General features: G+C 73.5%; 8 protein-coding genes. 5 read left to right on the forward strand and 3 right to left on the reverse strand.

Going from position 1 to position 12,911, the window contains the following annotated elements:
- Both AC6EXY_RS32375 and uvrB read left to right on the forward strand, forming a co-directional pair.
- The coding region (locus tag AC6EXY_RS32375; RefSeq protein ID WP_499842464.1) for a PucR family transcriptional regulator at nt 1-662 on the forward strand (662 nt) is incomplete at its 5' end.
- 67 nt (nt 663-729) lie between these two features.
- Nucleotides 730-2,862 carry an excinuclease ABC subunit UvrB gene (gene uvrB / locus AC6EXY_RS32380; RefSeq protein ID WP_101830959.1) on the forward strand — a complete coding sequence of 711 codons (2,133 nt, stop codon included), beginning with the start codon at nt 730-732 and terminating at the stop codon, nt 2,860-2,862.
- Between the two features lie 10 nt (nt 2,863-2,872).
- On the opposite strand, the gene coaE is transcribed toward uvrB, so the two are convergent.
- Nucleotides 2,873-3,484: a dephospho-CoA kinase gene (gene coaE, locus AC6EXY_RS32385; RefSeq protein ID WP_499818905.1), complete on the reverse strand. Its 612-nt coding sequence runs from the start codon at nt 3,482-3,484 to the stop codon at nt 2,873-2,875.
- Nucleotides 3,485-3,654: 170 nt separating this feature from the next.
- On the opposite strand from coaE, the gene AC6EXY_RS32390 reads away from it, so the two are divergent.
- Nucleotides 3,655-4,347, forward strand: a complete 693-nt coding sequence (locus tag AC6EXY_RS32390) for a hypothetical protein (protein WP_499818901.1) — start codon at nt 3,655-3,657, stop codon at nt 4,345-4,347.
- Nucleotides 4,348-4,505: 158 nt separating this feature from the next.
- A complete protein-coding gene (locus AC6EXY_RS32395) occupies nt 4,506-5,615 on the forward strand; it encodes a M4 family metallopeptidase (protein WP_499818902.1) in 1,110 nt (369 codons plus the stop codon).
- A gap of 57 nt (nt 5,616-5,672) precedes the next feature.
- Here AC6EXY_RS32395 and AC6EXY_RS32400 read toward each other — a convergent pair whose 3' ends face one another.
- Together AC6EXY_RS32400 and polA are read right to left on the reverse strand one after the other, a co-directional pair.
- Entirely contained in the window at nt 5,673-8,852 is a 3,180-nt protein-coding gene (locus AC6EXY_RS32400; protein ID WP_499818903.1) for an EAL domain-containing protein, read from the reverse strand.
- Nucleotides 8,853-9,296: 444 nt separating this feature from the next.
- Nucleotides 9,297-12,077 (reverse strand): DNA polymerase I, encoded by a 2,781-nt coding sequence (gene polA / locus AC6EXY_RS32405; protein WP_243407519.1) that lies wholly within the window; start codon nt 12,075-12,077, stop codon nt 9,297-9,299.
- An 83-nt stretch (nt 12,078-12,160) separates the two neighbouring features.
- Between polA and AC6EXY_RS32410 the strand changes: the two genes are divergently transcribed.
- Nucleotides 12,161-12,703: a hotdog fold thioesterase gene (locus AC6EXY_RS32410; RefSeq protein ID WP_499818904.1), complete on the forward strand. Its 543-nt coding sequence runs from the start codon at nt 12,161-12,163 to the stop codon at nt 12,701-12,703.
- The last annotated feature ends 208 nt before the right edge of the window (nt 12,704-12,911 follow it).

Consider the following 12,911-nt stretch of genomic DNA (forward strand, 5'->3'; position numbering starts at 1 on the left):
GCCCGCCAGGGCTGGTGGGCACGTCCGGGCCGGCCGGCCCGGGGGCCGTCGCGGGCAACGTCCGGCGGGGCGGTCGGCCGCCGGGGCGGCGGCGGGCCGACGCCGCGGCCGCCTCCGGGCTGGGCTTCTCGCCGCTGCCCGCCTTCGCGCCGACACCGGAGTCCACACCCGGCGTCGCCGCGCTGGCCCGCCGGCTGCGCGCCGAACCCGGCCTGGTCTGGCGGATGGGGGTGAGCCGGCCCCGCAGCGGCGTCGCCGGGGTGCGGATCGGCTTCGAGGAGGCCCGGTCCGCCACCGAGCTCGCCGGCCGCCTGGGCCTGGCGGGCAGCGTCGTGCACACCGACGACCTGCTCATCTACAAGGTGCTGCTGCGCGACCGGGAGGCGCTCGCGGAGCTGGTGGAGGCGGTGCTCGCCCCGCTGCGCACGGCGCGCGGCGGAGCCGGGCCGCTGCTGGACACCCTCGACGCCTACTTCACCACCGGCGGGGTCGCGTTGGCCGCGGCCCGCCGGCTGCACCTGTCCGTGCGCGCGCTGACCTACCGTCTCGACCGCATCCACGCGCTGACCCGGCACGACCCGACCCTGCCCACCGACCGGTACGTCCTGCAGACGGCGGTGCTCGGCGCCCGCCTGATCGGCTGGGACCCGGCCGTGGACTGACCGTGCCGCCGGGCGGCGCCGCCGGGCCGGACGGAAACTGTCGGAGGGCTGTGGTGTTCTGGAAGACGTGAGCACAACGTTCGAACGGCCCACCACCGACATCGAGCGGACCCGCACCCCGTTCGAGGTCGTGTCCGACTACGCCCCGGCCGGCGACCAGCCGGCCGCCATCGACGAGCTGGCCCGGCGGATCGGGGCCGGCGAGTCCAACGTGGTCCTGCTCGGCGCCACCGGCACCGGCAAGTCCGCGACGACCGCGTGGCTGGTCGAGCGGCTACAGCGCCCCACCCTGGTGATGGCGCCGAACAAGACGCTCGCCGCCCAGCTCGCCAACGAGTTCCGCGAGCTGCTGCCGAACAACGCGGTCGAGTACTTCGTCTCGTACTACGACTACTACCAGCCCGAGGCGTACATCGCGCAGACGGACACCTACATCGAGAAGGACTCCTCCATCAACGAGGAGGTCGAGCGGTTGCGGCACTCCGCGACGATGAGCCTGCTCACCCGCCGTGATGTCGTCGTCGTCGCGAGCGTGAGCTGCATCTACGGCCTGGGCACCCCGCAGGAGTACATCGACCGGATGGTGCGGCTGCGCGTCGGCGACGAGATCGAGCGCGACACCCTGCTGCGCCGCCTCGTCGACGTCCAGTACGCCCGCAACGACCTGGCCTTCACCCGCGGCACCTTCCGGGTCCGCGGCGACACGGTCGAGGTGTTCCCGGTCTACGAGGAGCTCGCCGTGCGGGTCGAGATGTTCGGCGACGAGATCGAGAAGCTGTCCTACCTGCACCCGCTCACCGGGGAGATCGTCCGCGAGGTCCCCGAGATCTTCGTCTTCCCGGCCACCCACTACGTCGCCGGCCCGGAGCGGATGGAGCGGGCGATCGCCGGCATCGAGGCGGAGCTCGAGGAGCGCCTGGCCACCATGGAGGGTCAGGGCAGGCTGCTGGAGGCGCAGCGGCTGCGGATGCGGACCACCTACGACATCGAGATGATGCGCCAGGTCGGCTTCTGCTCCGGCATCGAGAACTACTCCCGGCACATCGACGGCCGCGCCGCCGGCACCGCTCCGCACACCCTGCTCGACTACTTCCCGGACGACTTCCTGCTGGTCATCGACGAGTCGCATGTGACCGTCCCGCAGATCGGCGGGATGTACGAGGGCGACATGTCCCGCAAGCGCAACCTGGTCGAGCACGGTTTCCGGCTGCCGAGCGCGATGGACAACCGGCCGCTGCGCTTCGAGGAGTTCCTTGAGCGGATCGGGCAGACCGTCTACCTGTCGGCGACGCCCGGCCCCTACGAGCTCGACCGGGCCGACGGTATCGTCGAACAGATCATCCGCCCGACCGGCCTGCTCGACCCGGAGGTCGTGCTCAAACCGACGAAGGGCCAGATCGACGACCTCGTCCACGAGATCCGGCTGCGCGCCGAGCGCGACGAGCGGGTCCTGGTCACCACGCTGACCAAGAAGATGTCCGAGGATCTCACCGACTACCTGCTCGAACTCGGCATCCGGGTGCGCTACCTGCACAGCGAGGTCGACACGCTGCGCCGGGTGGAGCTGCTCACCGAGCTGCGCCGCGGCGAGTTCGACGTCCTCGTCGGCATCAACCTGCTGCGCGAGGGCCTCGACCTGCCCGAGGTGTCGCTGGTCAGCATCCTCGACGCGGACAAGGAGGGGTTCCTGCGCTCCGACAAGTCGCTGATCCAGACGATCGGCCGGGCGGCCCGCAACGTGTCCGGCCAGGTGCACATGTACGCGGACTCGATCACCCCGTCGATGCGCCACGCCATCGACGAGACGAACCGCCGTCGCGAGAAGCAGATGGCCTACAACGCCGAGCGCGGCCTGGACCCGCAGCCGCTGCGCAAGAAGGTCGTGGACATCCTCGACGACATGGTCCGCGAGTCCGCCGCGGGCGAGCTGATCGGCGGCGGCGGGCGGGCGCAGTCGCGCGGCAAGGCTCCCGTGCCCGGGATGAAGTCCCGCGGCGGGCGCGACGACGTCGTCGGCCGCTACGCCAGCGAACTCGCCGGCATGCCGTCGCACGAGCTGGCCCAGCTCATCCGCCAGCTCGACGACCAGATGCACGAGGCTGCCCGGGAGCTGCAGTTCGAGCTCGCCGCGCGGCTGCGCGACGAGATCGCCGAGCTGAAGAAGGAACTGCGCGGCATGGGCGCCGCCGGCGTCCAGTAGTGGCGGCGAGCTAGCCGCCCGAGGCGGAGGCGGCCTTGGCGTCGCGGCGGGCGAGCAGGTCGCGCCAGACCTCCTCGACGCGGGCGTCGAGGTCGTCGAGGCTGCCGCCGTTGTCGATGAGGACGTCGGCGACGGCGCGCCGGCGCTCGTCGCTGGCCTGTGACGCCATTCGGGCCAGGGCCTCGTCGCGGGGCAGGCCGCGCCCTTCCAGCCGCGTCAGCCGCAGCTCACGCGGCGCCTCGACGACAAGCACCAGGTCGTAGCCACCCTCGGCGCCCACCTCGACGAGCAGTGGGATGTCGTGCACGGCGATGCCGCCGGCGGGGATGGCGTCGATCCGCCGGGCGGTCTCGGCCCGGACCAGCGGATGCACGATCGCCTCCAGCCGGGCGCGGGCCTGCGGGTCGGCGAACACGATCCGGCCGAGCGCCGGCCGGTCGAGGCTGTCGTCGGGCGCGGCGACCGTGGGGCCGAAGGCGGCCAGCACGTCGGCGAGCCCCGGGGTTCCCGGCGCGACCACCTCCCGGGCGATCCGGTCGGCGTCGATCACCACCGCGCCGCGGGCCGCCAGCCGCGCCGACACCGCGCTCTTCCCCGACCCGATTCCGCCCGTCAGCCCCACTGTGAGCACGACGCCGAGTCTGCCAGCCTCGTCCTCGACGCGCCTCGCCCGCCCTCCCCCGTCCAGCCGGGGCGCGCGTCTCGGCCGACCACCTCGGCCCGACCCAGCGCGAGCTGGTCAGACTAGGGCCTGTGGACGTCGTGGGTGGGGACCGGACACGCGCCGGGCGGGTGGCACGACTCGTCCCCTCGCTGTGGCCCGCGGTGCTCACCGGAACGCTGATCGGCCTCGGCGTGCTCGGGCTGGCGCTCGTCCCGTCGCTGTCCCGCCGGGCGCCGCTGCTGCTCATCGCGCTGCGCCCGACCTGGGGGGTGCTGGTCCTTGTCGGCGGATCGGTGCCGTTCCTGCCGGCGCTGCTGCTCGCCGCGACGATGCGGACCCTGCTCGACGTCGGCTACTTCGGGCTGGCCCGCAACAACGTCCGGTCGGTGCTGCTGCGCTCGGTCGGCGGCAACCGGCTCGTCGCGTCACTGGCGCGGACGAACACCCAGACGCCGCTGCTGTGGTTCTGCCTGCTGAACACCAACGTCGCCGTGGACGCGGCGCTCGGCGCGGGCGGCGTGCCGATGCGCCGGTTCCTGCGCTTCCTGATCCCGGGTTCGGTGCTGTCCAGCGTGCTCTACCTGTGCGCCGCACGGGCGGTCTCCCCCTGGATGCGGGCCGGGGTGGACTGGCTCGACGCGCACATGACCTGGTTCGTCGTCGGCGCGCTCGCGGTGGCGCTGGCCCGGGTGGGGGTGGGACGCGGCCTGCGGCGGTGGCGGGCGCCCCGTCCGGAATCCCCCACGCCCACGCCCACGCCCACGCCCACGCCCACGCCCACGCCCACGCCCACGCCCACGCCCACGCGGCAGCGATCATGACATGCCGACGGACTGCGACCACACTATGCCTACCAAACGACACGCTCTGGACATCCACGTTCGCGGGCCGCATGGTCTGAGGGCGACGGATCACTCGATCCGTCGGCGCCCCGGTCGGTCCGCGGCCCGGTCGCCGTCCTCATGCCCCGGAGCCGACCATGTCCCCCGCCAGCCCGCCCTCCCCCGCGGACCCCACTCGCACCGGCCCGGCGCCGGCACGGCCGGCGGCGCCGTGCGCCGTCCCGCCCCACGTACTGGAGCGCATCGTCCGCAACGGCAGTCCCGACCAGCGGTCCTGGGCGCTGTCCACGCTCGTCCAGGACGGCTCCCACCGCACAATCCGCATCCACAACGCCCAGCTGCGCGCCGCCAGCCGTGGCGTCGCGCCGGCCCGGCTGGCGCCGGACGCGGGGCCGCGCCGCGCGGTCGCCGACGCCGCGGGCAGTGAGACGCTGCCCGGTGCGACCGCGCGCGCCGAGGGCGGCGAGCCGGTGGCGGACGTCACCGTGAACGAGGCCTACGACGGTCTCGGCGCCACGTTCGCGTTCTACGCCGCCGTCCTGGGCCGCGACTCGATCGACGACGAGGGGATGTCGCTGCTCGCCACCGTCCACTACGGCGACCACTACGACAACGCGTTCTGGAACGGCCGCCAGATGGTCTTCGGCGACGGTGACGGCGAGCTGTTCCACCGGTTCACGGTGTCGCTGGACATCATCGGTCACGAGCTGACCCACGGCGTCACCGAGGACGAGGCGGCGCTGATGTACGTCAACCAGTCCGGGGCGCTCAACGAGTCCGTCAGCGACGTGTTCGGGTCGCTGGTGAAGCAGTACGCCCGCGGCGAGACCGCCGAGCAGGCCGACTGGCTGATCGGCGACGAGCTGCTGACCGACGCCGTGCAGGGCGTGGCGCTTCGCTCCCTGAAGGCGCCCGGCACGGCCTACGACGATCCGGTGCTCGGCGACGACATCCAGCCCGCGCACATGGACGGTTACGTCCGCACGACCTCCGACAACGGCGGCGTGCACATCAACTCCGGCATTCCCAACCGCGCGTTCTACCTGGCCGCCAGCGCGCTCGGTGGCCACGCCTGGGACCGGGCCGGGCGTATCTGGTACGAGAGCCTGCGCGCCCCGCAGGTCCGGCCGAACGCGACCTTCCGCTCGTTCGCGGCGGTCACGGTCCGCCAGGCCGGCGTGCTGTTCGGCGCCGAGGAACGACAGGCGGTCAGCGAGGCATGGCGCGAGGTCGGGGTCGCCGGCTGACGGGACGGCCGGTCGGGACCGCGCGCTGCGCGGTGGTGTCAGCGGAGCGCGGTGGTGTCAGCTGCCCTCGGCGGGAGTGGGGGTGGGGGTGGGGGTGCCGGCGCGGTCCCGGCTGGCGCGCAGCCGTACCAGCGTGTGGGCCGCCTGCCGGGCCAGCAGGGTGAGCGCCTGCACCACCACCGGGTCGAGCTCGCCGCGCCGGTCCTCCCACCGGGCGGCGATCACCCCGAGCAGCCCGCCCTCGCCGGGCAGCGGCACAAGGAACACCGAGCCCAGCCGGTACCGCTCGACGAAGGCGTGGATGATCAGCGGTGACGACGCCGCGTCCGCTACGAACAGCGGACCCTGGGTGCGCAGCGCCTCCGCGAGCAGGCGGCTGTCGCGTTCGAGTTCCTCGCCGACGCTGGCGACCGGCGTCACGCCGGGCCCCACGCTCTGTCCGGCCACCCGGTAGATCGTCGATCCCGGCATCTCGGCCAGCATGAGCGCGACCTCGCTCGCCCCCAGCAGCGCCTCGGCGACGTTCGCCGTGATCGTCGCCGCCCGCTCCAGGTCCCGCGCGAACAAGAGCCGGTCGAGGTCGGCGAGTGCTCCCGACAGCAGGGCGAACACGGCCGCCTCGCGGCGGGCGTCGAGCAGCGAGATCACCTGGCGGGCGAGGTTGGTGAGGATCGCCCGGTGGCCCGTGCTCAGCCGGCGCGGCGCCGTGTCGACCACCGTGAGCGCGCCGAGGACATGCCCGGCGGGGGCGACGATCGGCGCGCCGGCGGCGAACCGGATCCGGTCGCCCGCGTCGTGGCATCGGGGTGGGGAGGCGAGATCCTGGATCTCGATGAAGGCGCCCTGGGCCATCACCCGAGCGCCGATGCCGCACTGCCGTGCCAGCTGCGACGCGCCGGTTCTCGCATGGATCCTGGTCCATTCCCGCGCCGCGTCGACGAAGACGATCGTGGCCGAGGCACAGCCGGTCGCGCGGGCGGCGATCGCCGCCAGGTCGTCGAACGCGGACTCGGGCATCGTATGCAGGAGGTGGTAGTCGCGCAGGACCGCCAGGCGCTCGGCGTCGGCACGGGCAGCGGCGGCGGGGCGGGAGCCGGCGCCCGTCCCCTGATCGTGCGGCCGCCGGGTGGTGCTGACCGACGTCCACGCGCCGCCCGGTGGGACCCGAGCCGGCGCCGCGGGCGGAGGTCCCTCCGTGTCCCGCGGGCCGGACGGCTCGGCGACGCCCGCCATCAGCCAGGGTCGCAGGGGCGCGCCGGGCGGCGGTGGGAGAACCGACGCGAACGCCCGGACGGGGACAGGCGGGCGCTCCGGGGTCGCCGCCCGCTCCGTGGGCACCGACGGCTGGGTGCCGAGGGCGGGCGGCGGCCCGGCGTCGGTGGTCGGCCCGCTGGCCGCGCGCGGCGCCGACCGGGCACGCAGCAGCGCTGTCAGCTGCGCCGCCGGCAGCGGCACCGAGATCGCCTCGCCCTGGAGCAGGTCGCAGCCCAGGTCGATCATCATCGAGAGGGTCCGCTCGTCCTCGATGCCCTCGCCGACCACCCGAAGGCCAAGCCGGTGACCCAGGTCGACGACCGACCGCACGATCGCGGCGTCCGGGAGGCTGCCGCTGGCGTCGGTCACGAAACCCCGGTCGATCTTGACCTCGTTGAACGGCAGGGTCTTGAGGATCTCCATCGAGCTGTAGCCGGTGCCGAAGTCGTCCAGGGACAACCCGACCCCTTCCGCGCAGAGCTGGCGCAGCATCGTCGCCGCCCGCGCGGGCTGGGTGACCAGCGCGCTCTCGGTGATCTCGAGGGTGAGCGCCTTGCTGCTCAGCCCGTGGGCGCCGAGCGCCCCGCCGACCACCCGGGGCAGGTCGTCGAGGACCAGCATCCGGGGGGAGAGGTTGACGGACACCGGCAGATGCAGGCCGGCCTCGGTCCAGTCCGCGCTCTGCCGCAACGCCTCGTCGAGGACCCAGCGGGTCAGGTCGGCGATCAGCGACGAACGCTCGACGACCGGCAGGAAGTCGCCGGGCGCGAGCAGCCCCCGCGTCGGATGATGCCAGCGCAGCAACGCCTCCACCCCGACGATCGTGCCGGAGCGGGCGGACTGCAGCGGCTGGTAGTAGAGGACGAGCTCGTCGCGGCTGATCGCCGAGCGCAGCTGCGCGTACAGGGCGATCTCCTCGGGTCGGATCCCGGCGATGCCCGGATCCCACAGGCCGACGCTCTCCCCGGCCTGCCTGGCACGCAGCAACGCCGAGTCCGCGCAGGTCAGCAGCCGGGCCATCGAGGTGCCGTCCCGGGGTGCGACCGCGATGCCGACGGAGGCGTCCACGGCCACCTCGACGCCGCACACCTCGAAGGGCCCCTGGATCTGGCGCAGGACCCGCCGGCCGAACACCCGGCTGCGTGTCGTCTCCGCGGCCGTGGGCGGCGGTGTCCGCGCTCCCGGCCGGATGGTTCCCGCCGCCGGGGCCGACATCCCGCGGAAGATCATGGCGAACTCGTCCCCCCCGACCCGGCCTACGAAGGCGGGCGGCGGGTTGAGACCCTTCAGCGTCCGTGCGATGACCCGCAGGAGCGTGTCCCCGCCCACATGGCCCAACGCGTCGTTGATCTCGTGGAACCGGTTGATGTCGACGAGGACGAGGACGGCCTCACGCCCGGCGGTCCGGATCTCCTGGACGGCGCGTTCGCCCCGTTCCAGCGTGCCGGCCCGGTTGGGCAGCCTGGTCAGCGTGTCCGTCTCCCGCTGCATCAGATCGGCACGGAACAGACCCTTCACGATCAGCGCCGCGGCACTCACGCACAACGCCACCGAGGTCACCAGCGCGGCTGGTAGGCCGCCGGGGGCATCACCGATGGCCGCCCCTGCGACCAGCATGGCGATGGCGACCGTCATCGTGGCGGTGGCCAGCGGGACGCGTATCAGGGCGACGTACGCGGCAAGCGGCGGGAACCAGATCAGGTACGTCGCGGCGGCGGGAAGCGACGTGGACTCGGCGACGCTGATCCCCAGCATGGCGGCGAACGACGCGACGGCGAGCGGGGCCGGCCACCGGGCGCGGGGACGCACCGTGATCCCCACGGCGAGGTTGGCCAGAGCCACCGTGAGCCCCAGCCCGACGTACCAGGTCCGATATCCGGGAGAGCCGGGCAGCAGCAGTCCCGCCAGGAACAGCACCGCGGCACCGAGCGGCGCGACGACCAGGAACCGCCTTCGGTCGGCGTGCGCACGGTCTCTGTACACGAGCCGCTTACCTCCCCCGCCGATCCGCCGGCCCCGAGATCCGGCGAGGATCCGCGCCGCCGGGTCCGTCCGGGCAGGCACCCGACCGGGCCCATGCCCGCCGCGGCCACCGCGCCCAGGCGGGTGCCTGGCCGTCGGTCGTCCACCAGCCGTCGCGTCGCCGCGCCGGCGGCTGATGGGGCCTTCCCCCGTCCCGGGGAGAACAGCGATCCGGCCGGCGGCCAACCGACGGTGGGTTCTTCTCTCCTCGCGAGGCCGGCGGGTTCCGCACCGGCCTGCCTTCTTTCAACATAGCCGGTTGACGGGCCGGCCTAACATCCGCGTCAGGCCGCCAACCCACTGCGGTGGCATAATGTCCCAACATTTGCCTCCCGCCGCCGGAAAGGTTTTCCGAAAGGCCGGCAAAACGTCCGAACATACCGCGGCCGGCGGCGGGCGCGGGGGTCAGTGGGCGGCGTCGTCCCAGGTCCGGCCGGAGCCGACGCTGACCTCCAGCGGCACGGACATGGTGTAGGCGGAGGTCATCTCGGCGCGGACGAGCCGCTCGACGTCCTCGTGCTCGCCCGGCGCGATCTCCAGGACGAGCTCGTCGTGCACCTGGAGCAGCAGGCGGGAGTGGTAGCCGCCGGCACGCAGCGCCCGGTCGACGCCCAGCATGGCGATCTTGATGATGTCGGCGGCCGAGCCCTGGATCGGCGCGTTGAGGGCCATGCGCTCGGCCATCTGCCGGCGCTGGGCGTTGTCGCTGGTCAGGTCGGGCAGGTAGCGGCGGCGGCCGAGCATCGTCTCGGTGTAACCGTCGCCGCGGGCCCGGTCGACGACACCACGCAGGAAATCGCGCACCCCACCGAACCGGGCGAAGTACGCGTCCATGTGCTCACGCGCCTCGTCGGGGGCGATACCGAGCTGGGAGGCGAGCCCGAAGGCGGACAGCCCGTACGCCAGGCCGTAGGACATCGCCTTGATCCGCCGGCGCAGCTCCGGGTCGACCTCGCTGACCGGCAGGCCGAACGCCTCGGCGGCGACGAAGGTGTGCAGGTCCTCCCCCGAGCCGAAGGCCTCGATCAGTCCCTCGTCACCGGACAGGTGGGCCATGATCCGCATCTCGATCTGCGAGTAGTCCGCGGTGAGCAGCGACTCGTGGCCGGCGCCGACGACGAACGCGCGGCGGATCTGGCGGCCCTCGGCGGTGCGGATCGGGATGTTCTGCAGGTTCGGGTCGGTGGACGACAGCCGGCCGGTGGCGGCGATCGTCTGGTTGAACGTGGTGTGGATGCGACCGGCGTCGTCGATCATCGGCAGCAGCGAGTCGACGACGGTCTTGAGCCGGGCGACGTCGCGGTGGCGCAGCAGCACGGGCAGCAGCGGATGGTCGGACTGGACGGCCAGCCATGCCAGCGCGTCGGCGTCCGTGGTGTAGCCGGTCTTGATCTTCTTGGTCTTGGGCAGGGCCAGCTCGTCGAACAGGATCTGCTGGAGCTGCTTGGGTGAGCCGAGGTTGAACGCCCGCCCGACGATCTCGTGCGCCTGGGCGGCGACGGCGGACACCTCGGCGCCGTAGCTCTTCTGCAGGTCGGCGAGGTGTTCCTGGTCGGCGGCGATGCCGGCGCGCTCCATGCCGGCGAGGACGGTGACGAGCGGGAGCTCGATGTCGCGCAGCAGGCCGGCCGCCGAGCGGCGTTCGAGGTCGGCGTCGAGTTCGTCGGCGAGCTCCCGGCAGGCCAGCGCGCGCACCGCGTCGGCCTGCGACTCCTCCTCCTCGCCGGTGCCGTCGAGGGTGAGCTGGCCGTTGCTGGCGGGCTCACTGGCCAGGTCGCGGTGCAGGTAGCGGGCGACGAGGTCGCCGAGGTCGAACGAGCGCTGGCCGGGCAGGGCCAGGTAGGCGGCGAGCGCGGTGTCGCTGGTGACACCGGCGAGGGTCAGGCCGAGCTCGGCGAGCGCGAGCATCGGGCCCTTGACGTCGTGGCCCGCCTTGGGCTGGGCGGGGTCCGCGAGCCAGCCGCCGAGGGCGTCGAGGTCGGCGGGGGTGAGCCTGGTCGGGTCGACCCAGGCGGCGGCGCCGTCCGCCGCCGCGAGCGCCAGGCCCGACAGCACGCCGGTACCCCGGCCCCAGCTGCCGCGGGCGTGCAGGCCGACCCGCTGCCCGCCGCGGGCGTGCTCGGCGAGCCAGCCGGCCACCTCGTCCGGGCCGAGGGTGGACAACGAGACCTCGAAGCCCTCCTCGACCGGCGGCGGGGCCGTGGCCAGCGCCGCGTAGAGCCGCTCCCGCAGCACCCGGAACTGCAGCGTGTCGAACAGCTGGTGGACGCTCTCCCGGTCCCATGGGCGCAGCCGCAGCTCGTCCGGCGTGACGGGCAGCGGCACGTCGCGGGCCAGCTCGGTCAGCGACCGGTTGCGGATCACCGAGGACAGGTGGGCCCGCAGCGACGCGCCCGTCTTCCCGCCGATCTCGTCGGCCCGGTCGACCAGATCGGCGAGCGAGCCGAACTGCTGGATCCACTTGGTGGCCGTCTTCTCCCCCACGCCGGGCACGGAGGGCAGGTTGTCGGACGGGTCGCCGCGCAGCGCGGCGAAGTCGGGGTACTGCGCCGGGGACAGGCCGTACTTCGCGTGGACCTCGTCGGGGGTGAACCGGGTCATGTCGGAGATGCCCTTGCGGGTCATCAGCACCGTCACCCGGTCGCCGACGAGCTGCAGCGCGTCCCGGTCACCGGTGACGACCAGGACGTCCATGCCGGCGGCGGAACCGGCGGTGGCCAGCGTGGCGATCACATCGTCGGCCTCGAAGCCCGGGGCGCTCACCCCGGGCACCGCGAGCGCGTCGCAGACCTGGTGGATGAGGCTGACCTGCCCGACGAAGTCGGCCGGCGTCTCGGCCCGGCCGGCCTTGTACTCGGCGTACTGGTTGTGCCGGAAGGTCGGCGTCGGCAGGTCCCAGGCGACCGCGACGTGCGTCGGCCGCTCGTCGCGCAGCACGTTGATCAGCATCGAGGTGAAGCCGTACACGGCGTTCGTCGGCTGGCCGGTGGTGGTCGAGAAGTTCTCCACCGGCAGCGCGTAGAAGGCGCGGTAGGCCAGCGAGTGCCCGTCGAGCAGCAGCAGCCGCGGCGTGGCGGCGGCCGCCCCGGCGGGCTGCGGCCTCGTGGCCGCGGCGGGCCTGGCGGCGGCGCGCGAGCGGGTGGCGGGCGGCTTGCCGGCGGGAGTGTTCGGCGTGGTGACGGGCACGCGGCGAGTTTAGGCCGTGCGTCCGACAGTTTCGTGGGCCGTGGGCGGTCTGTCGCGGGCGGTGCCCGATTAGTCTGCTCGTCATGCCTGCCGATGCCACACCGGCTGCCACACCGGCTGCCACACCGACCACCGGGCCGACGGACACGCCGGACGCCGCCGCGCCGGGGCCCGGCGCCGGCCACCCGCCCGCGCGGGCGCTCGTCGCCGAGCTCAACGAGCTGCGCGGCGAGCTCGAGCGGCGGATGGGCGTCCTGCTCGTCGAGGCGGACGCCGCCCGGGTCGTCGCCACGATGCCGGTCGAGGGCAACCGGCAGCCGTTCGGCCTGCTGCACGGCGGCGCCTCGGTGGTGCTCGCCGAGACGGCCGGGTCGATCGCCGCCGTGATCGGCGCCCCCGCCGGGTCGGTCGCGGTGGGGATCGAGGTGAACGCGACCCATCACCGCTCGCTGACCTCGGGAACCGTCACCGCCGTCGCGACCCGGGTACACGGTGGGCGCACCCTGGCCACCTACGACATCCGCATCACGGACGAGCAGGATCGCCCGGTCTGCACCGCCCGGCTCACCTGCATGGTCCGCGCCGCCCGCCCCGGCGAACCCACGGAACGTCCGGACCAGAGCTAAATGCCACGGCAGGACCAATCCGCATACGCATCATAAACGGCACACTGATTCCGGCCTCCATAGCCGGCGACCGGCTCGCGTGCCGGCTATGGCCAGGACGGGGTCGGTGGCGTGCTGTGGTGGGAGTGGTCTCGGTCACGCGTCCGCGTGGCAGCAGACCTCCAGTTCCATGCCGTCCGGGTCGCGGAAGAACAGGGACCACTCGGAG

Source organism: Frankia sp. RB5 (assembly GCF_059816245.1).